The organism is Alkalihalobacillus alcalophilus ATCC 27647 = CGMCC 1.3604, assembly GCF_000292245.2.
GTDB classification, from domain to species: Bacteria; Bacillota; Bacilli; order Bacillales; family Bacillaceae_D; genus Alkalihalobacillus; species Alkalihalobacillus alcalophilus.
The window spans coordinates 32,184-55,503 of the sequence record NZ_ALPT02000023.1 but is presented as its reverse complement, the minus strand read 5'-3'; the positions used below and the strand labels follow the sequence as shown (position 1 = coordinate 55,503).

Annotated in this window: 18 protein-coding genes; 13 read left to right on the top strand and 5 right to left on the bottom strand. The window is 37.8% G+C overall.

Annotated elements, in window-relative coordinates; translation table 11 throughout:
- Positions 1-101 precede the first annotated feature (101 nt).
- The gene (locus BALCAV_RS08295; RefSeq protein ID WP_003321027.1) at positions 102-437 is read left to right on the top strand and encodes an NIPSNAP family protein; all 336 of its coding nucleotides are present in this window, start codon (positions 102-104) and stop codon (positions 435-437) included.
- Between the two features lie 208 nt (positions 438-645).
- Here BALCAV_RS08295 and BALCAV_RS08290 read toward each other — a convergent pair whose 3' ends face one another.
- Positions 646-915 (bottom strand): hypothetical protein, encoded by a 270-nt coding sequence (locus tag BALCAV_RS08290; protein WP_003321028.1) that lies wholly within the window; start codon positions 913-915, stop codon positions 646-648.
- 558 nt (positions 916-1,473) lie between these two features.
- On the opposite strand from BALCAV_RS08290, the gene BALCAV_RS08285 reads away from it, so the two are divergent.
- The 3 genes from BALCAV_RS08285 to BALCAV_RS08275 all read left to right on the top strand — a co-directional run bounded on the left by BALCAV_RS08285 (position 1,474) and on the right by BALCAV_RS08275 (position 6,579).
- Positions 1,474-4,878, top strand: coding sequence for a pullulanase (locus BALCAV_RS08285; protein WP_235213092.1), 3,405 nt, complete (start codon positions 1,474-1,476; stop codon positions 4,876-4,878).
- Positions 4,879-5,151: 273 nt separating this feature from the next.
- On the top strand, positions 5,152-6,216 hold the full coding sequence (locus BALCAV_RS08280) for a YeeE/YedE family protein (protein ID WP_003321030.1): 1,065 nt from the start codon (positions 5,152-5,154) through the stop codon (positions 6,214-6,216).
- A gap of 138 nt (positions 6,217-6,354) precedes the next feature.
- The gene (locus tag BALCAV_RS08275) at positions 6,355-6,579 is read left to right on the top strand and encodes a sulfurtransferase TusA family protein (RefSeq protein WP_003321031.1); all 225 of its coding nucleotides are present in this window, start codon (positions 6,355-6,357) and stop codon (positions 6,577-6,579) included.
- 154 nt (positions 6,580-6,733) lie between these two features.
- Here BALCAV_RS08275 and BALCAV_RS21115 read toward each other — a convergent pair whose 3' ends face one another.
- From BALCAV_RS21115 to BALCAV_RS08255, 4 genes are all read right to left on the bottom strand, one after another.
- Positions 6,734-7,591, bottom strand: coding sequence for a PepSY domain-containing protein (locus BALCAV_RS21115; protein WP_003321032.1), 858 nt, complete (start codon positions 7,589-7,591; stop codon positions 6,734-6,736).
- 127 nt (positions 7,592-7,718) lie between these two features.
- On the bottom strand, positions 7,719-8,426 hold the full coding sequence (locus BALCAV_RS08265) for a PepSY domain-containing protein (protein WP_003321034.1): 708 nt from the start codon (positions 8,424-8,426) through the stop codon (positions 7,719-7,721).
- Positions 8,427-8,430: 4 nt separating this feature from the next.
- Positions 8,431-9,792, bottom strand: a complete 1,362-nt coding sequence (locus BALCAV_RS08260; RefSeq protein ID WP_003321035.1) for a sensor histidine kinase — start codon at positions 9,790-9,792, stop codon at positions 8,431-8,433.
- Entirely contained in the window at positions 9,789-10,493 is a 705-nt protein-coding gene (locus BALCAV_RS08255; RefSeq protein WP_003321036.1) for a response regulator transcription factor, read from the bottom strand. Before BALCAV_RS08255 ends, BALCAV_RS08260 begins: the two co-directional genes overlap by 4 nt.
- A gap of 851 nt (positions 10,494-11,344) precedes the next feature.
- Here BALCAV_RS08255 and ileS point away from each other — a divergent pair.
- The 9 genes from ileS to BALCAV_RS08210 all read left to right on the top strand — a co-directional run bounded on the left by ileS (position 11,345) and on the right by BALCAV_RS08210 (position 23,290).
- Positions 11,345-14,416 carry an isoleucine--tRNA ligase gene (gene ileS / locus BALCAV_RS08250; RefSeq protein ID WP_003322958.1) on the top strand — a complete coding sequence of 1,024 codons (3,072 nt, stop codon included), beginning with the start codon at positions 11,345-11,347 and terminating at the stop codon, positions 14,414-14,416.
- 492 nt (positions 14,417-14,908) lie between these two features.
- Positions 14,909-15,157 carry a hypothetical protein gene (locus BALCAV_RS08245; protein ID WP_003322956.1) on the top strand — a complete coding sequence of 83 codons (249 nt, stop codon included), beginning with the start codon at positions 14,909-14,911 and terminating at the stop codon, positions 15,155-15,157.
- Between the two features lie 151 nt (positions 15,158-15,308).
- Positions 15,309-16,457 carry an iron-containing alcohol dehydrogenase gene (locus BALCAV_RS08240; RefSeq protein WP_003322955.1) on the top strand — a complete coding sequence of 383 codons (1,149 nt, stop codon included), beginning with the start codon at positions 15,309-15,311 and terminating at the stop codon, positions 16,455-16,457.
- An 8-nt stretch (positions 16,458-16,465) separates the two neighbouring features.
- Positions 16,466-18,115 carry a GAF domain-containing sensor histidine kinase gene (locus BALCAV_RS08235; RefSeq protein WP_040323798.1) on the top strand — a complete coding sequence of 550 codons (1,650 nt, stop codon included), beginning with the start codon at positions 16,466-16,468 and terminating at the stop codon, positions 18,113-18,115.
- Positions 18,112-19,560, top strand: coding sequence for a sigma-54-dependent transcriptional regulator (locus tag BALCAV_RS08230; RefSeq protein WP_003322953.1), 1,449 nt, complete (start codon positions 18,112-18,114; stop codon positions 19,558-19,560). The genes BALCAV_RS08235 and BALCAV_RS08230 overlap by 4 nt, the downstream gene beginning before the upstream one ends.
- Positions 19,561-19,870: 310 nt before the next feature.
- Positions 19,871-20,884, top strand: a complete 1,014-nt coding sequence (adhP, locus tag BALCAV_RS08225) for an alcohol dehydrogenase AdhP (RefSeq protein ID WP_003322952.1) — start codon at positions 19,871-19,873, stop codon at positions 20,882-20,884.
- A gap of 19 nt (positions 20,885-20,903) precedes the next feature.
- Positions 20,904-21,089: a sporulation histidine kinase inhibitor Sda gene (gene sda / locus BALCAV_RS08220; RefSeq protein ID WP_003322951.1), complete on the top strand. Its 186-nt coding sequence runs from the start codon at positions 20,904-20,906 to the stop codon at positions 21,087-21,089.
- A gap of 313 nt (positions 21,090-21,402) precedes the next feature.
- Positions 21,403-22,920 carry an aldehyde dehydrogenase gene (gene adh, locus BALCAV_RS08215; protein WP_003322950.1) on the top strand — a complete coding sequence of 506 codons (1,518 nt, stop codon included), beginning with the start codon at positions 21,403-21,405 and terminating at the stop codon, positions 22,918-22,920.
- 13 nt (positions 22,921-22,933) lie between these two features.
- A complete protein-coding gene (locus BALCAV_RS08210) occupies positions 22,934-23,290 on the top strand; it encodes a DUF779 domain-containing protein (RefSeq protein ID WP_003322949.1) in 357 nt (118 codons plus the stop codon).
- Positions 23,291-23,320 lie beyond the last annotated feature (30 nt).

The window sequence follows — 23,320 nt, the reverse complement described above, 5'->3', positions numbered from 1 at the left end:
TAGCTAATCATGATGTTGATATAAAACCACAGGTTATTAAGTTATGACAGAGGTACCACTGCCTCGACTTGAAATTTGTCGATTAAAGGAGTGTAGAAATTTTGTTCTATAGAAGGAAGTATTATATTGTTAAAAATGAATTTGTAGAAATCTTTAATCAACACTTTAATGAAACAAACTTACCGAATCAATTAAAACATGGTGCTCGATTAATTGGAAGGTGGATGGTTCCTCATAATGAATCGACTACGGAAATATTTGCGATTTGGGAGTATGATAGCCAAGAGAAGTATCAAGAAATTGAAGCAAATGTTAGAAGTAACCAAGAGCATGTAAAGAGAATAATAGCCTGGTATGATAAGCATGGTGGAAGAGACTATGTGTATAATGAATATATTTTAGAAGTGAAAAATGAGCCGTTAACGTCTACTTTGTAAGTGCGGCTAAGTTAATAGTTAATAAAACCCCTGCCATCGAATAAATCTCTTAAAAAGTGGCAGGGGTTTTTACATGTCTTTAGGCCGTACGGAATTGTCGGTGTTAGAAATACAAGGTTTTCGCTGTCTTGAAGAGGGATAAATCGCTGGAAGAGAGTAGCCTATTCCAGATTTAAGCTGCTAGTTCGTTACATCCAACGAAACTAATTTAACTCTTACTCATAAATGAATTTTGATAAAAGTTGATCTCAAATTCTTCTAATTGAGCCATAGAAAGTAGATTAGTTAATCGCTTCGTTAATTCTGTTTCAAATTTTTGATAGCGTTCGGGTTCAAGAGATTTTTGCCAAGCGAATTGATAATGAAAAATATGGTTAGGCTCTTTTTCTAGAGGATTTAAAGCCATACCTTGATTTTCATGAGTTTGAACGTTAACAAAAGCTGCGTTACTCAATGCTAATACTTCAATCAGTTTCATTTCTCTTTCTGAAAAGTTGTGATTGGTTATAGAGATGTTCATGTCGGTCATTGCAATGTTTTTAATAAAAATCCCCACCTAGGTTCAAAGTTTGTTAATTCGCACGCTTTCCTTCTTTATTAATTTTGGAATGATAATGTCTCATATTAAATCGCCTCCTAAATTATTATCATTTTGATTATTCGACATAAAAGAAGAAATACCTTTTAAAATGTAATTGTCTGTATTATATTGGAATATTTGCTTGGGTGTCATTGAGAAAACGTTTGCTTATAAATGGGACAAAAGAATCAAATGCCTTACTTATTATATGCATAAAAGATAAAAATCTCTTAAAGTATTAAAAATGGATTGACTGTATAAGTTCTGAATCTTATAATTATTAATGAAAACGATTGCGCTAATTTGAGAAACAGATACATATTAATGGCGAGGATGAGTGACGGTTGCTATTCTGCTAAATGTCTTTTTTATTTATGAAAGCGCTATCTTTTACGTGGTAAATAAAAGCATTTAGTAGATTAATAGTAAATAAAAAGGATATGAGGGGTGTATGTATTGAGGCGACAATTAAGTAGAGTGTTTATGACCTTTTTAGCTTTTATTTTAGTTTTTTCTGGTTCGAGCTTTTTATTTCCAAATACTGGTTATGTAGACGATTTCCAAGTGCAAGCAGCAGAGTCAGAAATACCGGAAAATGCGTTACGAATTCATTATCAAACAGATGATGGTGACTATACGAATTTAGGGTTATGGACTTGGGATGATGTTGAATCTCCAACAGATAATTGGCCAACAGGTGGAATTCCTTTTGTAGAAGAGCAGATGACAGATTATGGAGTGTATCTTGATATCCCCTTAAAATCTGGAGCACGTAATGTTGGTTTTCTTGTTCTTGATGTGACAACAGGTGCTAAGGATGAAGCTGGGGAGCGTGGCGGTGATAAGCGTTTAGAAATGTTCTCGCCTCATATTAATGAAGTTTGGATTCAAGAAGGTTCAGATGACATTTCCCTTTATGAACCGGTTGAATTAGGAGAGGATGTTGTTCGCATTCACTACAAAAAAGCAGATGGGAATTACGAGAATTTAGGGCTCTGGTTATGGGGGGACGTAAAAGTAGCTTCAGGTGATGCTGGAGAGTGGCCTAGTGCAGCGACTCCATTTACAAATGAGCAAGTTGGAAAATACGGTGCCTACTTAGATATTGAATTAAATGAAGGGGCAGAGGAAATTGGGATTCTTGCTGTGAACAGAGAGACAGGAGATCAAGAGATGGATCGCGAATTTACTAATTTAAGTAGTGCGAACCAATTATTTATCGTTGAAGGTGATGATGGAGTGTATACAAACCCGTATGGGGCTGTTGCAACAGAGTTATTGGCAGCAGAGCTTTTATCAGATACAAAAATGGTTTTAAGTTTTACACGAACAGATGAATTAACAGAAGAAGGGTTGTTAGAAGGGCTAACGATTGAAAATGTAGCTGGTGAGCTCGTATCTTTCCATGAGATACAATTTTTAGAGGATGGAAAGTCGGTTGAATTAAATGGAGAATTCCCACTTGAACAGTCGCCTTATACGGTTACTTTCGAGGAGAAAACCGTGACGACAAAAGTGGGTTGGCGAATGCTCGATGAAATGTACGCCTATGACGGGGAGCTTGGAGCAACATTACATGGCGATGGGACGGCTACAATAAAAATATGGTCACCAAAGGCTGAGAGCGTTTCGGTTGTTTTATATGATAAAGAGGATCAAAATACGGTCATTACAGAATTAGAGATGATATTAGGAGAGCGTGGCGTTTGGCAAATTGATTTAGACCAACAGAATACGGGTCTTGCCCATCTTAATGGTTATTATTATCACTATGAGATTGAACGTGATGGCGAAAAGAAGCTGGCCCTTGACCCATATGCTAAATCATTAGCAGCTTGGAATAATGCAGGTGATGATCCAATTGCAAAAGCAGCGATTGTTGATCCGGCTACGATTGGTCCTGAATTGGATTTTGCTCAGATTGATGGTTTTGAGAAAAAAGAAGACGCGATTATTTATGAAGTACATGTTCGAGACTTTACATCTGATCCGAATATTGCCGACGAATTATCCGCTCAATTTGGAACATTTGCTTCCTTTGTTGAGAAGTTAGATTATATTGAAGAACTCGGTGTTACACATATTCAGCTTTTACCAGTCATGAGTTACTTTTTTGCGAATGAGTTTGAAAATGATGTAAGAATGCTTGAGTATGCGTCGACTAATACAAATTATAACTGGGGTTATGATCCACAAAGTTATTTCTCGTTAACGGGGATGTATTCTGAAAATCCAGAGGACCCCGAATTACGAATAGAAGAATTTAAACAATTAATTGATGAAATTCATGATCGTGGTATGGGCGTGATTTTGGATGTCGTCTATAATCATACGGCGAGAGTGAGTATTTTTGAAGATTTAGTGCCAAATTATTATCATTTTATGGATGCAGATGGAACACCAAGGGAGAGCTTTGGTGGAGGACGTCTCGGCACAACCCATGAAATGGCAAGACGCGTGTTAGTTGATTCGATCATGTATTGGGTGGAAGAGTTTAAAGTTGATGGATTCCGTTTTGATATGATGGGTGACCATGACGCAGAAACGATCCAAATGGCATATGATAAGGCGAAAGAATTAAACCCGAATATCGTCATGATTGGAGAAGGGTGGATCACCTATGTTGGTGATGAGGATGATACGAATGTCCAAGCTGCTGATCAACACTGGATGCAGTATACAGATAGTGTCGGTGTGTTTTCAGATGAGTTTAGAAATGAATTAAAATCAGGATTTGGTAGTGAAGGGCAGCCAATGTTTATTACAGGTGGGGCAAGAAATATCGATTTAATTTTTGATAATATCAAAGCTCAACCTCATAACTTTGTTGCCGATGATCCAGGTGATGTGGTGCCATATATTGAGGCTCATGATAATTTAACATTACATGATGTTATTGCCCAATCGATTCAGAAAGATCCAGAATTCCATCAAGAAGAAATTCACCAACGTATTCGTTTAGGGAACTTAATGGTGTTAACTTCTCAAGGAACCGCTTTTCTTCATGCGGGCCAGGAGTTTGGGAGAACAAAACAATTTAGAGCGGAAACGGCAGGGGCTCCTTATAAATCAACATATATGACGGATGAGGAAGGGAATCCATTTACGTATCCTTATTTTATCCATGATTCTTATGACTCGACAGACATTATTAATCGTTTTGATTGGGAGCAAGCGACAGATGAAGCCGAGTATCCAATTAACAATCTGACGAGAGAATATACGACTGGGTTAATCGAGTTAAGAAAATCAAGTGATGCCTTCCGTTTAGGAACGAAGGAATTGGTTGATAGCCATGTGACAAAAGTCGAGGCACCAGAAATTGAAGAACAAGATTTAGTCATTGCTTATCGTAATGAAGCGACGAATGAAGATGCTTATTATGTGTTTGTTAATGCTGATACAACGGAACGTATATTGACATTGGAAGATGATTTAACAGAAGGAATTGTTGTTGTTGACCAAGTGCAAGCAGGAACGACTGAAATTGTCGAACCAGTTGGAGTGGAAATAACAGCCGATTCGATTAAAATTGAACCACTAACAGCTGTTGTTGTAAAAGTCGGTGATGTAGAAGTGACGGACCCTCCTGAAACACCGGAGCCACCAGTTGATCCAAAAGATCCGGAAGATGATCCTATTGAGGAGGAAGAGCCTCCGGTTAAAGAAGAAAATGGAACGGAAGAAGATGATGAAAAAGAAAGTGACACGACTACTCCTACTCCAGAAAAAGAGGAGCAAAAACGAGGGGAAGGTCTACCGAATACAGCAACATCGCTCTATAATTACTTAGCGATCGGTGCGGCTTTATTGTTGGCCGGTGCAGGGTTGTACTGGGTGAGAAGAAGAAAGTTAAATTAAAGAAATAAACAATAAGAACTATGGTTTCCATTGTCTGGAGGTCATAGTTCTTTTTTTATGTTATCGCCATGCATGGATTCGTGCAAATTTTAGCCAAGCCTCCTTACGAGTTAAAAGGATTAGAGCGATGTGATAAATGTCTAAAAAAAGCTAGGTGACTTTTACCATTAAATAAATGGGCTAAAGCTGTTGACTGACTTGGTACTTTAATATAATATATAATTCGCATGTAAATACTTTGTTTTAGAAATAGAAACAGTAGGAGAGAGATAGATGACTTATATGGTAATAACCGGAATCATTTGCGGTGTTTTACTTGGATTTGTTATGCAAAGAGGACGCTTTTGCTTAACTGGTGGATTTCGAGATATGTTTATCGCAAAAGATAATCGGATGTTTTATGCATTGCTAATCGCGATCGCGGTTCATGGTGTAGGTATATATATTTTAATTGATGCTGGTTTGGTTCAATTTTCAGCTGGCGAATTTTCTTGGTTAGGAGTTATTATTGGTTCGTTTATTTTTGGAATTGGGATCATCTTAGCCGGTGGTTGTGCAACTGGAACATGGTATCGAGCAGGGGAAGGTTTGATCGGAAGTTGGATCGCTCTTGCGACGTATATGTTAATGGCAGCAGTCATGAGGACTGGCCCATTAGCTCCTTTGAACGGGTCTGTACAGGAGTACGCTTTACCAAATAATTCAATGGCTGAATCAACAGGACTTTCCGTTTGGGTATTTGTTGTCATTTTATTAGCCGTTGTAACTTGGGTTTTAGTAAGAGAGTTTCGTAAACCTAAAGTGGCGATTCCATCATTAAAACCAAAACGTACTGGTCTTGCTCATTTATTATTTGAAAAACGCTGGCATCCATTTTTTACAGCTGTATTAATTGGAGTTATTGCTGTTGCTGCATGGCCGTTAAGTCAAGCAACAGGAAGAATGTTTGGGCTAGGAATTACGGCTCCGTCAGCGAATATTTTACAATATATTGTCACTTCAGATACGGGCTTTATTAACTGGGGAGTTTTCCTTGTTCTTGGAATTTTCCTAGGTTCGTTTATAGCCGCTAAAGGTAGCCGTGAATTCCGTTTCCGGATGCCAGATGTAAAAACAGGTTTAAATAGTGCTTCAGGTGGTCTGTTAATGGGGTTTGGTGCAAGTTTAGCCGGTGGTTGTTCGATTGGTAATGGTCTAGTCATGACGGCGATGATGACATGGCAAGGATGGATTGGGCTATCGTTTATGATTTTAGGTACATGGACAGCTTCTTATTTTGTATTTATTCGTCCAATGAAAAAGAGAACAACAACTGCTGCACCACCACAGGCAGCTTAATTAACTGTTTTAGTTGATCGTAGTTGGTTATAAGTTTACGATAAGATAGAATTGAACTACTCCCACTTATAGAAGTGGAAGGGTGTCGGAAAAAATAAAAAATTTCGTAGCATGAATTGGTTTAGGAGGAGATTTACAATGGCTAGAAAATTAGAAGTGATGGGTATGGTTTGTCCATTCCCTTTAGTAGAAGCAAAAAAAGAAATGGAAGAAATGGTACCTGGTGAAGAACTTGTCATTAATTTCGATTGTACACAAGCAACCGAAAGTATTCCACGCTGGGCGGCTGAAAGTGGCCACACAGTAACGAACTATGAAGAAGTAGGCGAAGCTGCCTGGACGATTACGGTAAAGAAGAAATAATAAAGTAGATGAAAACGGCTATCTCACCTGAGATAGCCGTTTTTTAGTGTGTTTTATTTGAACTATGGACGGGTAAGTGGCGAGTAGCGTCGTGCCAATCAAGATATGCTACAAAATGTGATAGAACAGCTATATAAGTTGTGTCGATTTGTCTTTAATCCCAATCAACATAAAGCACATTGCCTGTTATAGCATCCACATAAACTTCGACATCATCGTCATGTATTTCGATTTCTACTTCATATAAAACGTTGCCTGATTTTATTTTACGTTCGACTTCATCTAATTTTCCTTCACCAAGATAGTCTAAGGCAATTTTGGCTGCTTCTTCTTTTGAAATATAAGAGGTAGATTCATTTGTTTTTCCGTTATTACTCTCGCTGCTACTCTTACTTTTAGTTGTCATACGTTCCATTTCTTTCATAATGTCACCATCAAGTTTGATGACTTCGCCTGTATTGGCATCGAGATATAAATCTCCATCTTCATCATTGAGTTCTAACTCAATGTCATATAGATAAATTCCACGTTCTTTTTTTAAATCAATGTCATCAATTTTTGAATTTGGCACTAGTTTGTTGGCGATTTCTTTTGCTTCTTCAACGGTGATTTTCATTTCGTTAGCCACTGGAGTTTTTAATAAATCATCATCAATTTCGATGACCTCAGCGGTATAGGCATCAATGTCGAAATCATATTCTTCTCCTTCAAATAAGACTTCAACCTCATAAATAAGTCTGCCATCTTCCTTATCTCGTTCTACCTCTTTAATTTTTCCATCTAAAACAGCAAGGGCTGCCTTTTTGGCTTCTTCTTTAGTGATAAGTCCATCCTTTTTTTGAACGGTTGTTTCTCCGATGTTTTGAACAGTTGATTGAAGCACAATACTTTCTCCACTGTCACTCAAGGGTGTTTGATTACCCCCTTTTGAATCTGAATCATTTGCGGCTACTACTGCAGTGGCACCTACAGATAGTAATAATGCGGTAAACATAATCGTTGTTTTTTTCATTTTAATTCCTCCTTTTGTTCTCTCAGTTACTATGATAGTCACTGACTCTGAAAACAAGATAAAAGGAAAATGAGAATTTGATGAGAAAAAGGATATAATTATTAGGGAAAAAAAGTGTCGGGTAAGGCTAATCTAATTCAACGCTTATGACTTCTCCAGTAAGGGCATCAATTGTAACGAGCATATCTTCACCTGTTGCAAATTCTTCTATCTCAACCTCATACACATCACGGTCATTTCTTCTTTCTAAATCGATATCATCGACTTCCCCTTGTACTTCTGCAAGGGCAATATCAGCCGCTTCTTGTTCGGTAATAAAGGAAAGTTCTTTTCGTTCGAGAATGTAGCTATTAAACTGTTCAGTCTGAATATCAAGTTCAATCGTGGCAATGCCATTTTCCTGTTCGGCTTTAATCAAATAAGTCGTTTGTTGCTCTGAATCGAGTTCAACCGTTAATAAAGTAACTTCCTCATCTAACTCTTTTTCAATAATTTTTTGAATTTCTTGAGGAGTAAGCCGTTTATCTTCGCTTTCATTTGGTGTGCTTTCTTCTGTTGAGTCATCGAGTTGTCGTAACGTCTTAATAGATCCAGTTATTGCGTCCATTTCCACTAAATAAGGGCCTTGAGCGGATTCAAAATAAACATGATACATTTCCTCGCCGTTTTCGTTTAATTGCTCGATCGCTTGAATCGTACCAGTATATCTCTCAGTAACGAGCTCGACAATTTCTGCTTCGGTTAATAATGAGTTGGAAGAGACGATGTTCCATGTGATAATGCTCGCTAATAGGGCAATAACAATTGTAGTAATAATAAATCCTACCTTTTTCAATTTCTCACTCCCTTTCTAACAGAGGGATTTCCACAATAAACGTTGTGCCCACTCCTAATTCACTTTCCACTTTAATCGTTCCCGAATGACTATTGACGATTGATTTAGCAATGGCAAGTCCTAAGCCGCTACCACCCGTTTCTCGGCTTCTTGCTTTATCAACTCGAAAAAATCGTTCAAAGATATGCTCTTTGTCTTGATGAGCAATTCCTACGCCATAGTCGGTTACAGTAAATTGGGCATGCTTATTTTTGGTCGTTAGCATCAAATCGATTTTCTCTTCACTATATTTCACTGCATTTTCTAATAAAATAAAGAGTAATTGTTTTATTTTTTCTTTCTCTGCTAAAACATAGATAGAGTGATCTGTCTGGTCTTCAAATTCGATTTCACGCTCATACGCTTGATTAAAATGCTTTCGCGTTTCCGCTATTACTTGGCAGAGGTCAACCTTTTCAACTTCATTCACTAAAGAATTTTCGCCGTTCGCTAAATCAAGCATTTGTTTCGTTAACCCTTTCATTCGTAAAGATTCAGAAGAAATCGCTTCAATTGCTTCTTCTAAAACTTCTGGCTTCGATTTTCCCCATCTTTTTAAAAGCTTGGCATAGCTACTAATGACGGTCAAAGGTGTTCTTAACTCATGGGATGCATCGGAAACAAAACGTTGCTGTTTTTGATAATTTTGATCGAGTAAATCAATCATATGATTAAAGGTAAGACTCATTTGTCCTAATTCGTCCTTTGTTTCCTTGGAAATCGCAATTTTTTTAAAGCGACCACTTTGTCTAATTTCTTCCATCGTCTGTATTAAGTTTTTGATTGGGTTTAAAATGATGTTGCTTAAGGCACGACCAGCAAAATAAGAAGGGATAATAATGGCAGCACTCGCAATGAAAAGAGCGATTCTTAACAGTTGAATAGTTGATTCGTGAATATTCATTCGTTCAATATATTCCAATGTTAATACGGAGCCATTAGGCCAAATAACCGGAGTTCTGGCGGCCGCATATTTTTCTTCTCTATGAATGATCGTTTCCATTTCCTCACTTAATGAGTAAGCGGATGGAAGCTCACGTAATAAAGATAAATTTAAGGTCGTTTGTAAATAAGGGAGCCCATCATCTGAAATGAGACGAATGACGCCATCATGAACAACCGCTAATTCGAATATTTGGGTGGCATCCGTAACATTGTTTTGTTCTGAAATTTGTTTGGCCATACTCTGCGCTTGATTTAAACTACGCTCTAGCTCTGCTTGCTGTGAGAATTGCGAAAATAAAAGGTAAATCGCGACACTAATGATGAGCATAAGTAAAATGAGTAAGCCTGTAGAAAAAAACGTTATTTTGCGAGCGAGACTCATTGGTTTTTCTCCTTTAACACGTAACCAACGCCACGTACGGTATGGATAATAGGTTTATCAAATGGTTTATCGACTTTTTGTCTTAAATAACGAATATAAACATCAACGATATTTGTATCACCAAAATAATCATAACCCCACACTTGCTCTAATATTTGCTCTCGTGACATCACTTGTTGTTGATGTTCTAATAGAAATAAGAGCAAATCATATTCTCTCGCCGTTAATTCGATAAACGTTTCGTCTCTTTTGACGTCTCTTGATTTTGTGTTCACTGTTAGATTAGCAAATGTGATCGTTGCTTCCTCTAGTTTTGAATGGCCTCGTTCAACAGAAGGATTCATCCGCAAACTAACTCGAATGCGGGCTAATAATTCTTCTATTTCAAATGGTTTCGTGATATAGTCATTGGCTCCTTGATCAAGGCCACTAACTTTATCAACAACGGTGTCTCTGGCTGTCAGCATTATGACAGGTAAGTCTGGGTCTGTCATTCTTAACCGTCTTAGTACTTCCATTCCACTTAATCCGGGCAGCATAATATCTAATAAAATCAGATCCCAATTGTTATCTTGAATATATGTTAAAGCTTGTAAGCCATCAGCCGCTATTTGTGTTTCGTAACCTTCGTGCTCTAATTCTAGCTGAAGCAATCTTGAGATATTTTTTTCATCCTCAACGATCAAAATTTTTGTGGCCATAAAAACACCTCCTACAAATATAAAGCGAAGTCCGTTGGTCAGAAGTGAGAACATTAAGGATCAACGCTAAGTTCGCGCCATCCTGCCGCAACGCCTTGTACCCACGTCCTGTGAGCAGGGCCAGTTAAAAAGTCGCTTTTTGACTTTATAGATGGACCGATTTTTCTCGAGCTTCTAACGGACGTAGCTAGATTGAATATAAAGCGAAGCCTGTTCGTTTAGAAGCGAGAACATTAAGGAGCAACGCTAAGTTCGCGTCATCCTGCCGCAACGCCTTGTACCCACGTCCTGTGGGCAAGAACAGCTGATGAAGACGTTCTTTGTCTTCACTCAGGTGGGCGATTTTTCTCGAGCTTCTAACAGGCGTAGCTAGATTAAATATGATTCATGTTAAGTTTACATGAAAACAACAAAAAGAAAAATGAAGCATTTGGAATGAATAAGTTGAAGAAGTTAAAAAGCCCATTAATTGATTTTTCTGAACCATTATTTGACTTTTCAATAAAATAAGAGTAAACTACCGATAATTACAAACTGAATTCGATGACGAGAAAGAGTAATGATGGGATCTTATCTGCAGAGAGTTGACGATTTGCTGGAAGTCAATGTTAAGACCATGATGAAAATCCTCTCCGAGAAGCAAGGCTGAGCTTAATGTTTTAAGCCTTGACGGTATTCTACCGATATCCAGGACGCGTATGATGGTACGTAGTGATGAGAATTTGAGAAAAACCCACTACTATGAGGTTTTTTTATTTTTCTTTTAATCGAATGTTATTTGTATAGATAACCCGATCCTACGTCAAGGATCGGGTTTTTTGTTTTAAAAAAAATGAAAAGGAGTGAGTGGAATGAGTGATGTGAAAGAACGAGAACTGAGAGTGCGTCAAGTATGGGAAAAGGAAAAAACGTTTCAGAAGTCAATCGATCAGCGTGAGGGAAAAGAGACCTATGTTTTTTATGAAGGACCACCAACAGCTAATGGCCTACCTCATGCGGGCCATGCTTTAGGAAGAACGATGAAGGATTTTGTCGCTCGTTATAAAACGATGTCAGGCTATCAAGTGTTAAGGAAAGCAGGTTGGGATACACACGGACTGCCTGTTGAATTAGAGGTAGAAAAGCAATTAAACATCCGTGGGAAAGATGAAATCGAAAAATATGGAGTCGAGAATTTTATTAAAAAATGTAAAGAAAGTGTTTTTACGTATGAAAAAGAATGGCGTCAATTTACCGAAGCACTTGGTTATTGGGTGGATATGGACGATCCATATGTAACATTGGATAACCCTTATATCGAGTCTGTTTGGAATATCCTTGCGACGATTCATCAGAAGGATTTGTTATATAAAGGCCATCGAGTTGTCCCATACTGCCCGAACTGTGAAACATCGTTAAGCTCGCATGAGGTCGCCCAAGGTTATGCGGATGTGAAGGATTTATCGGCGACCGCGAAATTTTTAGTGCAGGGGACAGAAAATGAATTTTTATTAGGATGGACAACGACTCCATGGACATTACCGGCCAATGTCGCGATCGCCGTCCACCCTGACATGAATTATGTCAAAGCGAAAAAAGGGCAAGAAGTGTATACGGTGGCAGAAGGTCTTGTTGAGAAATTGCTCAAAACAGATTATGAAGTACTCGAGGTTATAAAAGGTGCTATGTTAGTCGGCACAAAATATGACCCTCCGTTTAATTTTATAAAAGTGGAGAAGGGGCATGAAGTGGTTGCGGCTGATTTTGTAACCGATAAAAGCGGTACAGGACTTGTCCATATTGCACCTGCTTATGGGGAAGATGACTATAATGTGATTAAAGAAAATGGATTTGATTTCGTTCATGTGGTCAATTCAAAGGGACAATACAAACAAGAAATTACTCCACTTGTCGGAAAGTTTGTCAAGGACTGCGATGTTGAGATCGTTAAAATGCTCGCTCAAAATAATCGTCTGTTTGACAAGGAAAGGTATGAGCATAGCTATCCACATTGCTGGCGTTGTGATAGTCCCCTTTTATACTATGCGATGGAAGGGTGGTTTATCGAAACGACCAAAGTGAAAGAGAAGATGCTAGTGAATAATCAAACGGTTGAATGGTTCCCTGGACATATGAAGGATGGACGTTTTGGGAATTTCCTCGAAAATATGGTTGACTGGAATATTGGACGTAATCGTTATTGGGGAACGCCTTTAAATGTTTGGCTTTGCGAAAGCTGTGAAGAGCAAGTTGCCCCTCATTCTTTAAATGAGTTACGGGAACATGCCAATGAAGAGTTACCTGAAGACTTTGAGCTTCATAAACCGTTTGTGGACGAAGTGACGTTCACTTGTTCATGTGGGGGAACGATGAAAAGAACAAATGAAGTCATTGATGTTTGGTTTGATAGTGGTTCGATGCCATTTGCTCAATACCATTACCCGTTTGAAAATCAAAAAAAGGTGAAAACTCAGTATCCGGCCGATGTTGTCATTGAAGGCGTCGACCAAACACGTGGTTGGTTTTATAGCTTACTTGCTGTTTCTACTTTGTTTACAGGGGAAGCCCCATATAAACGGGTTCTCTCGCTCGGTCATATTTTAGATGAGAACGGCCAAAAGATGTCAAAAAGTAAAGGGAATGCTTTAAACCCTGTGGAATTAATTGAGGAATTTGGAGCGGATGCACTAAGATGGGCATTGCTTGGCGATAGTGCCCCATGGAATAATAAGCGCTTTTCGAAAAAGACAGTAAGCCAAGCGAAATCAAAAGTGATTGATACGTTAACAAATGTCCATTCTTTCTATTCTATGTATGCTAAAATCGATCAGTTTGATGTGAATCAGACAAACAAAGGGACAAAAACGAGAATGGATGAGTGGGTGTTATCCCGCTTAAATACAGTGATTGAAGAGGTAACAAAAAGTTTAGATGCATATGATGTCACAAAAGGAGCAAGACTTATTGCCGCTTTTTTAGATGAGGTTAGCAACTGGTACATTCGTCGCTCAAGACAGCGTTTTTGGAGTAGTGGCATGAATGATGATAAAAAAGCAGCCTTCCATACTTTGTATGAAGTGTTAACAAAGACTGCCCAGCTTATGGCTCCATTTGCTCCATTTATTAGTGAGGAAGTGTATCTGGATTTAGTAGGTGACAGTGTTCATTTAAGCGATTTTCCAAAGCCTGAATTATCCTTGATTAATGAGCAATTAGAAGAAAAAATGCAAGCGATTCTACAAGTTGTTGAACTTACACGCTCGATTCGAAATGCAGTCGGAATCAAAACGAAACAGCCGCTCTCTCAGTTAACAGTCTTTCCAGTAGGGGCAGTGGAGGTAAGTGGTTTAGACAAATATGATTCCATTGTTGCAGATGAAACGAATGTAAAAAAGGTGCATTTTGCAACGGGTGATTCAGGTTTAGTCACGAATGAATTAAAATTAAATTTCCCAGTAGCAGGACCAAAGCTCGGAAAAGCGGTGGGCGAAGTGCAAAAGTATGTCGCTCAGCTTTCAGAAGAAGAAACGAGCCATTTTTTAGAGGAAAATGAGCTTGAATTAACATTAAAAGATGGAGTGAAGGTTCAATTAACAAAAGAAGATATTCTCATCGAAACGAGTGCAAAGCTAGGATATGCTTTTGCGGAAGGTGACTCATTTAGAGTGCTTCTTCATACGGAAATAACGGAAGAGTTAAAAGAAGAAGGGTTTGTACGCGAGTTTGTACGGGCAGTGCAAATGTACCGGAAACAATTGAATTTACCAGTAGAATTACGAGTTGAGTTATCTATTGAAGCAAGTGAACACGTACAAATGACGCTCAAAAAATTCGAAGCCTTCCTGCATGAAAATTTAATCATCAAATCGATTACATTTGAACGATGTGAGGAAATGGAAACCTTCACTGTTGAAGGGGAAGAGGTTTGTTTAAGGATAAAATAAAAGTAGGCCCCCTGAGTGTAAAAATTAAGGGGGTTTTTTATAGTGAAAAAAAGTGATTATAAGGACCAAGCGGTACAGTGTCATTGAAGCCGGAAGAAGTGAATTTAGGAGGGGTAAGGGAATCATAAGGAGCTAATGATGCCAGAAGAAGGAAAGTGGAGCGGGGAAAGGGAATCATAGGTCCCAAATGAAGCCGAAAGAAGGAAAGTGGAGCAGCGAAAGAGAATCATATGTCTCCAATGAATCCAGTTAAGCTTAAAATAAAAAGCGTGTCTGCATTTTTGTCAATGATTTATAGGGACCTTTCCAACGAGGCTTTTTATTAAATTTTTTGTTTTAAGTAAAGGGTCATTGTTAGGGCGAACAAGACATGAAAAAATACCTCTTACCATATGATAGTGGTTGTAGAGGTAACTAAAAATTAATGAAATCGTTTTTTTATTTGTAGGTTCATATTGATTTCGTTAACAATACTAGGTACATACATAAAAGATGAATTTAGCAAAGGGCGAGTTTCTCGTCCAAACTATAACGCAAAAAAAAGAGTTGGATTTTCCCTTTCTCTGTGTAAAAAAAAGAAGACAATGGGATGAAGGCTATCCACTTATTACTACAGCTGTTCTGAAAGAAAATGATTATATAAAATTAGCATTTAGTGGATTATGTTCCTATCCATTTCGGAATGAAAAATTTGAAAAAAGTTTTAATAATAAGCATTTATCGGATTTTTCACGTGATTAAATGGTAACATGAAAAAGATATAATGGTGATTGTTAAATTAAAAGCGTCGGGGATATTTCATGTAATAAAATCCCATTAAATGATAAAATGAATGAACTAACCACTTGGAATAGAAATTTTTAGATTGAAATCAGTAATGTGAGGTGAAGTCATGAATATTAGTAAATTTGTTGCGCCAGAAATTATTTTTGGGAAAAATTCAATTAAACAGGCAGGAGATGCTTGCCTACGTTTAGGGGCTAAAAAAGTACTAATTATTAGTGATGATGGGGTTGTTAATGCGGGTTGGTTAGAAAAAGTAATGGACATATGTAAAGAATCACATTTACCATTTGCGACCTTTATCGATGTGACGATTGACCCGACTGATCATGAAGTCATCTACGGCTGTCAAAAGTTTATCGAAAATGAGTGTGATGCGATTATTGGAGTAGGTGGTGGGAGTGTTTTAGATGTAGCGAAAGCCATTGCCATTATCGCAACAAATGGTGGTGAGATTAAAGATTATGAAGGCATTGATAAAATTAGAAAACCATTACCACCGATGGTTATGATTATGACGACCGCGGGATCAGGTTCTGAAGTGTCGCAATTTTCAATCATAGTTGATTCTAAGCGAAAGAAAAAAATGACGATCATCTCAAAAACACTTGTGCCAGACATTGCGATTGTTGATCCATATACTTTAGTTACAAAAGATAGTGATTTAACGGCTGCGACGGGAATGGATGTCTTGACTCATGCGATAGAAGCTTATGTAAGTATTGCCGCTACTCCTCTGACAGATGTTCAAGCGAAAAATGCAATAACTTTGGTCGCCAATTATTTGCGGCCATCAGTTGCTTCAAAAACAAATGAAGAAGCAAAGGAAGCAATGGCGATGGCGAGTTTACAAGCGGGACTAGCTTTTTCAAATGCTATTTTAGGTGCTGCCCATGCGATTTCTCATGCGATTGGTGGTCGATTTCCATTGCCTCATGGTGAAGTGAACGCGATCTTACTTCCTTATGTTATGGACTTTAATTTTATAGCTGCACCAAAACGTTTTAGTGAGATAAGCGAATATATGGGCATTGATACGAGAGGTTTTACGCAAAGGGAGGCAGGCAATGCAGCAATAGAGTTTGTGAAGGAATTATCTCATGATATTGGCATTCCTAAAAGGTTTCGAGAGGTCGGGATCACGAATGATATGGTCGATATTTTAAGTCAAACAGCCCTTAGTGATGCTTGTATGATAACGAATCCTCGCGATATGACGATACATCAAGTGAAAGAAATTATCGAACAAGTTTTATAAGGTGGTGAATGGTTTTGATAGAAGATAAAATCGCCAAAATTGCTCTTCTTACAGGGGTCGACTCATCGAAAAAAAATTATTATACCGAATTGAAAAAAACGGTAGAGCAGCTTGAGAAAAAGAATATGCAACTGGAAATATTAAATGGTGTGATGAAGAGTATTAAAGTTAACATGAGAATAGATGAAATTTTAAATAATTTAATCGATAAATTGTCGTTAATCATTGAATTTGAGCGACTTAGTTTTTTAATGATGAAGAATGGTTCACTTTCCTTATCTTTTGTTTATCCAACGAATAGTGTTGCCTTGGAAATAAGTTCGGTTATTCCAAAGGAACAATCCCTTTATTGGTCTGCAATTACAGAGCGACGGATACGATTTGAATGGTTGGAAGGCGAGACACCTTTTAGTGAAAAGCAATATTTAACGGTCCATCAATTGAAAAGTATTTTAGTATTACCGCTCTTTAGTAAGAACAATGAAATTGGGGTTTTAACGATTGGTCGCAAAAATTTAAAGAATTGGGATAAAGATGATCTTCACTTTTTAGAACAATTAACAGATCATCTAGCTGCAATCATTGAAAATGTCCAGCTGTATAATGAAGTGCTTCAGTCCAAACAAGAATGGGAAAATACGTTTAAAGCTGTTGATGATATGATTATTATTTATGATCAAAATTTAAATGTTTTACAATTAAATGACTCAGCTCAATCCCTATATAAACGAAAGTCAAAGTCTGAGCTTGAGCAGTTGAATGAACAATGTCTAACCGAGGCACAAAACACACTAGATTTTTTTAAAGCTAGTTTTCAAGAAATTCATTTACAAGATCAATCAATCTTTGAATTAACGACGTATCCCATTCTGAATGAAAAGAATGAGCCACAAGGGGTCATTGCCTATCTTAAAGATGTAACGGAGAAGAAAAAAATGGAGACCCAACTTATTCATTCTGGCAAACTAGCCGCGATTGGAGAAATGGCTGCTGGTGTTGCACATGAGTTAAATAGTCCATTAACAGCAATATTAGGCAATGCCCAACTCATATTAAGAAAAGTACAAGAAGGTGATCCGAACTATATCCTATTAACAGATATAAAAAACTGTGGGGATCGATGTAAACATATCATTAAGAGTCTATTAACTTTTTCTAGACAGGATGAATATTCTTTTGATAAATTTTCGCTAAATGACGCGATTGCTCAAGTTCTTAATCTGTTAAAATATCAATTAGAAAAAAATAATATTAGCTTAAAAGTAGAGCTTGATAAAGAGATGCCTTTGTTAGATGGAAATCAACCACAAATTGAACAAATCATTATTAATTTGTTGTTAAATGCTAAAGATGCACTAGAACAAAACGCTAATCTCTCAAAACAAATATTCATCCAAACGTATGTCGATGATGATAATGTTTGTTTAAAGGTGACTGATAATGGAATTGGCATTGAAAGAGAACGATTAACCGCCATTTTTCACCCATTTCATACAACGAAGGAATTTGAAAAAGGAACGGGTCTTGGCCTTTCTGTAAGTTTAGGAATTGCTCGAGCACATGGGGGACATATTGGTGTGGAAAGTGAACTTCATAATGGCAGTGTATTTATTTTAACACTCCCTTTAATACAGCGTGGAGCTGAGGTGAAAAAATGACCGCTATTTTAGTTGTGGATGATGAAAAAGAAATCGGTACATTCCTATCTCATCTTTTTCTTGAAAAGGGATATCGTGTTGATGTTATGTCTTGTGGGAGCGAATTTTTGCAGATTGAGCTTGAAACGTGTTTTTATGACTTGGCATTAATTGATTTAAAGTTACCTGATACGAATGGTTTAATGATTTTGGAAAAGATAAAACAGCATCAGCCAAATTGTAAAGTTGTGATTATGACAGGGTATAGCACGATTGAAACAGCCGTTCGAGCTATTAAATTAGGGGCGAGTGATTATATTGAGAAACCCTTTGATGATATCGATTTGTTAGAAGAACAAATTGATCAATTGTTATTAAAGACTCCAACCCGAGGGGGACAGCACGTAACGAATTTAGCGAATGAAGTGGGATTTATCATTGGTTCCAATCAAACAATGGTTGAGCTTGCTGAATTGGCTTATAAAGTAGCGAATAAAAATATAAATGTGTTAATTGAAGGAGAGACAGGTACAGGGAAAGAGGTGCTAGCAAGGTTTTTACATCAGGCGAGTTCAAGGAATTACTCTTCTTTTATCGGGGTAAACTGTGGGGCTTTATCTGAATCACTGTTGGAGAGTGAGCTTTTTGGTCATGAAAAAGGTTCATTTACCGGTGCGACAAAACAACGAAAGGGTTTATTTGAAGTAGCTACAAACGGAACATTATTTTTAGATGAAGTGGTGGAGGCATCGAGTTCGATTCAAGTGAAGCTATTACGTGTACTGGAATCGAAGGAGTTTATGCGTGTCGGTAGTGAAAAGGTGATAAAAACGAACGCTAGAATTATTGCTGCTACAAATGAAAACTTATTTGAGGCAGTCAAACAAAAGAAATTTAGAGAGGATTTATACTACCGTTTAAATGTGGTTCATTTAGTCATTCCACCTTTACGTGAACGAATAGAGGACATTCCTTTATTGCTCAACTATTATTTACAACGATATCCAGAAGTGAAGCTAGCATTTACGGATGAAGCAATGGATATGCTCCAACACTATTCGTGGCCAGGGAATATTCGTGAGCTTACGAATTTTGTAACACGCTTAGTAGCGATCGAGGATGCTAATGAAGCGATAATCGGAGCCGAACAGCTTCCTTTTTCGGTTCAACCTCAAAAAGAAACGTTACCAGCTAAAGTAAAATCAAATGTAGCAGAAATGTCGCCTAATCATAAATTAAAAGAAATTATTGAGAAATGGATGAATAAGACATTAAATAAATATGAAGAAGAGGAAGTGAACTTAGAGGAAATCTTAAGTGAAATGAAAGGCCTTGAGACTGAAGTTGCTAGAGCTTTTATTAACAAAGCACTAGATAAAACGTATGGAAACCGAAAAGCAGCTTCCAAGCAATTACATATTAACTTGCGAAAACTCCGTTATTTGTTAAATGAAAAAGAGAAATAAGAGTGGATAAAAGTAGGGATAAAAATAAAAGCCTTTTGAGTTGTAATAATTCAAGAGCCATTGACTTAAAGCAAATAAGTTAATGGCTTTTTTATTATGTGGGGGAGAATGAGAATGGGGCTGTCCAAATAGATCGCGACAAAAACTCGGCCTTGTACCGAAAAAATGGATAATAGTTGCCGATTTTTTGGCAAGCCATTCAAAAAGCCTCTATTGTAAGCGTTTTTAAAATTGGCGCGTTTTTTGCAATTATTTAAGTGAATCAAATTTTGAGGGGAGAGGTTATTGTATGTGTAGTCAAAAAAGAATGATGAAAGCAGCTGTCGTTAATGAGTTCAATCAGAAGTTGGAGATTCAAAGTGTTCCAGTTCCAGAACTAGAGCATGGCGAGATTTTAGTCAAAATAAAAGCGTGTGGAGTTTGTCATACTGATTTACATGCTGCTCATGGTGATTGGCCAGTAAAGCCGAAGCTGCCGCTTATTCCTGGTCACGAAGGAGTAGGAGTTGTTGAGGAAGTTGGAGAAGGAGTTACGTCAGTTAAAGTCGGCGATCATGTAGGAATCCCATGGTTATATTCAGCATGCGGTGAATGTGAATATTGCTTAACTGGTCGCGAAACATTATGTCCTGATCAATTAAATGCGGGTTATTCTATAGATGGTGCATATGCGGAGTATTGTAAAGCACCAGCAAATTATGTGGTCAAAATACCAGAACACCTTGATTTTGCTGAAATTTCACCGATTTTCTGTGCGGGAGTGACGACTTATAAAGCGTTAAAGGTATCCGATGCCAAACCAGGTCAATGGGTTGCGATTTATGGAATCGGAGGATTAGGACATGTTGCCCTACAGTACGCAAAAGCGATGGGATTAAATGTCATAGCAGTTGATATATCGGATGAGAAGTTAGAGTTGGCCACTAGTTTAGGAGCTGATTTAACCGTTAATGGTTTAAAAGTAGATCCAGTAGAAGAAATAAAAAATAAAGTGGGAGGAGTTGAAGCGGCAATCAGTGTGGCTGTGACGAAAAAAGCGTTCGAACAAGCGTATGGTTCTGTTAAACGAGGGGGCACTCTTGTTGTTGTTGGTTTACCTAATGACGAGCTTCCAATTCCTATTTTTGATACCGTATTAAATGGGGTAACGGTTAAAGGGTCTATTGTAGGGACAAGAAAGGACTTACAAGAGTCGATTGAATTTGCGGCACAAGGTAAAGTGCGGACAAATATTGAATTACAGCCACTTGATAGTATTAATGAAGTGCTTGAGAGAATGGAGAACGGAAAAATTAATGGACGAGTTGTCTTAACAATGCCATAAATTTAGGCAAGTGGAAAATATGATTAATAGTGATGGTGGTGTAGGTAGTAGTGGAAAGCGAGATAACAGTGGAACCGTTATTCAAATATTGAATGATCAGATGCTTTTAGAAATACATGTAAAAGCGATTCAACATAAGCTTGATCCGATTTTTATCAATATGATAAAGGAAGAAATTGATTCTCGCTATCTAGAGAGTAAGTAATAGTTTATAAAAAGTTAAGGAAATCAGCTAGCTGGTTGTCGTCCATTTTATAAGGGTGCAACCAGTTCTTATTTCGAATCAATTCTTATTTTCGAGCGAATTAATTGACTATTTAAAAAAAAGATTATACACTCAAGGAGTACAATCTATGAAAACGCTTTCTTTAGAGGGTTTTATAGATTTCTAATTTATGTCGTTTTTCTTTTTAAGTTTGAGCTCTAAATAGTAGTTGCAAAAATGTTCAGCGAAAGAGTTAGCTTAAAGTAAATGAGGCACTAGCAGTTATCCTAAATTTGAATTGGAGGAATGAGTAATGATTTATGCAAATCCAAATCAAGACGGTTCGAAGGTTTCATTTAAGGAAAAGTATGACAATTACATTAATGGAGAATGGATGGCACCTGTTAACGGACAATATTTTGAAAACGTGTCACCGGTTACTGGAGCAGCTTTTTGTGAGGTTGCACGCTCAACGGCGGAGGATATTGAACTTGCTTTAGATGCGGCTCATGGAGCAAAAGTTGCATGGGGGAAAACCTCTCCAACAGAAAGAGCAAACATCCTAAATAAAATTGCTGATCGAATAGAAGAAAATAAAGAAATGTTAGCGGTTGCTGAGACTTGGGATAATGGAAAAGCGGTGAGGGAGACACTTGCAGCTGATGTGCCGTTAATGGTCGATCATTTCCGTTATTTTGCCGGCACGATTCGGGCTCAAGAAGGTTCATTAAGCCAAATTGATGATGATACAGTCGCTTATCATTTCCATGAGCCGCTTGGTGTTGTTGGTCAAATTATTCCTTGGAACTTTCCATTATTAATGGCAACTTGGAAGCTTGCACCAGCACTAGCTGCAGGGAACTGCGTTGTGTTAAAACCAGCTGAGCAAACGCCAGCATCTATTATGGTTTTAATGGAATTGATTGGTGATCTTCTACCGAATGGGGTTGTTAATGTTGTCAATGGTTTTGGTGTAGAAGCTGGAAAGCCACTCGCTTCTAATTCCAGAATCGCCAAAATTGCGTTCACAGGAGAAACGACAACAGGACGATTAATCATGCAATATGCTTCACAAAATATCATTCCAGTTACACTTGAGCTCGGTGGGAAATCACCAAATATCTTTTTTAAAGATGTTCTGGATGAGGATGATGCCTTTTTAGATAAAGCAATTGAAGGTTTTGTCCTATTTGCTCTTAACCAAGGGGAAGTTTGTACGTGTCCATCAAGAGCGTTAATTCATGAATCGATTTATGATCAATTTATGGATCGAGCTTTAAAACGTGTCAATGAAATTAAAGTAGGAAATCCATTAGACACATCAGTCATGATGGGGGCACAAGCTTCAACAGAGCAAATGGAAAAAATCCTTTCTTATATTGATATTGGTCAACAAGAAGGGGCAGAGATGCTAACAGGTGGTGGTCGAAATAAGATCGAAGGGTTAGAAAATGGCTACTATGTTAAACCAACTGTCTTTAAAGGGAATAATAAAATGAGAATTTTCCAAGAGGAGATATTTGGTCCAGTTGTCTCAGTCACAACGTATAAAGATGAAGAAGAAGCTCTTGCAATCGCTAATGATACATTGTACGGGCTTGGGGCAGGGGTATGGACACGTAATATTAATAAAGCTTACCGTTTCGGACGGAATATAGAAGCTGGACGTGTTTGGACAAACTGCTACCATGCTTATCCAGCTCATGCGGCCTTCGGTGGATATAAAAACTCCGGAATTGGACGTGAAAATCATAAGATGATGCTTGAGCATTATCAGCAAACAAAGAACCTTCTCGTAAGCTATGGAACAGACCCACTAGGGTTCTTTTAAAGTGGGGAAGTAGATGGTTAAACGTGTGACGGCGACAAATGAGGCGATTGATTTTATTGAGCAGTTAAAAGAAAAACATGGCCCATTGATGTTTCACCAGTCAGGTGGTTGCTGTGATGGCAGCTCACCGATGTGTTATGCTCAAGGTGAATTTCTTGTTGGTGACAGTGATGTTTTACTCGGTAAAATTGCGGAAACCCCCTTTTATATGAGCAAAGCACAATATGAGTACTGGAAACATACACAAATCATCATTGATGTTGTACCAGGACGAGGCGGCATGTTTTCACTTGAGGGACCAGAAGGAAAACGCTTTTTAACTCGCTCTAGAGTATTTACACAGGAAGAATTAACCAAGCTGAATAATTAAATATAAAAGAGCAAGATGGCTTTTAGCGAG

Coding starts and splice junctions, on each gene's coding strand:
- BALCAV_RS08290 (WP_003321028.1), bottom strand. CDS start 915: ATGAAACTGATTGAAGTATTAGCATTGAGTAACGCAGCTTTTGTTAAC.
- BALCAV_RS08280 (WP_003321030.1), top strand. CDS start 5,152: ATGACTTATATGGTAATAACCGGAATCATTTGCGGTGTTTTACTTGGA.
- BALCAV_RS08275 (WP_003321031.1), top strand. CDS start 6,355: ATGGCTAGAAAATTAGAAGTGATGGGTATGGTTTGTCCATTCCCTTTA.
- BALCAV_RS21115 (WP_003321032.1), bottom strand. CDS start 7,591: ATGAAAAAAACAACGATTATGTTTACCGCATTATTACTATCTGTAGGT.
- BALCAV_RS08260 (WP_003321035.1), bottom strand. CDS start 9,792: ATGAGTCTCGCTCGCAAAATAACGTTTTTTTCTACAGGCTTACTCATT.
- BALCAV_RS08255 (WP_003321036.1), bottom strand. CDS start 10,493: ATGGCCACAAAAATTTTGATCGTTGAGGATGAAAAAAATATCTCAAGA.
- ileS (WP_003322958.1), top strand. CDS start 11,345: ATGAGTGATGTGAAAGAACGAGAACTGAGAGTGCGTCAAGTATGGGAA.
- BALCAV_RS08245 (WP_003322956.1), top strand. CDS start 14,909: ATGAATTTAGCAAAGGGCGAGTTTCTCGTCCAAACTATAACGCAAAAA.
- BALCAV_RS08240 (WP_003322955.1), top strand. CDS start 15,309: ATGAATATTAGTAAATTTGTTGCGCCAGAAATTATTTTTGGGAAAAAT.
- BALCAV_RS08235 (WP_040323798.1), top strand. CDS start 16,466: ATGGTTTTGATAGAAGATAAAATCGCCAAAATTGCTCTTCTTACAGGG.
- BALCAV_RS08230 (WP_003322953.1), top strand. CDS start 18,112: ATGACCGCTATTTTAGTTGTGGATGATGAAAAAGAAATCGGTACATTC.
- adhP (WP_003322952.1), top strand. CDS start 19,871: ATGAAAGCAGCTGTCGTTAATGAGTTCAATCAGAAGTTGGAGATTCAA.
- sda (WP_003322951.1), top strand. CDS start 20,904: ATGATTAATAGTGATGGTGGTGTAGGTAGTAGTGGAAAGCGAGATAAC.
- adh (WP_003322950.1), top strand. CDS start 21,403: ATGATTTATGCAAATCCAAATCAAGACGGTTCGAAGGTTTCATTTAAG.
- BALCAV_RS08210 (WP_003322949.1), top strand. CDS start 22,934: ATGGTTAAACGTGTGACGGCGACAAATGAGGCGATTGATTTTATTGAG.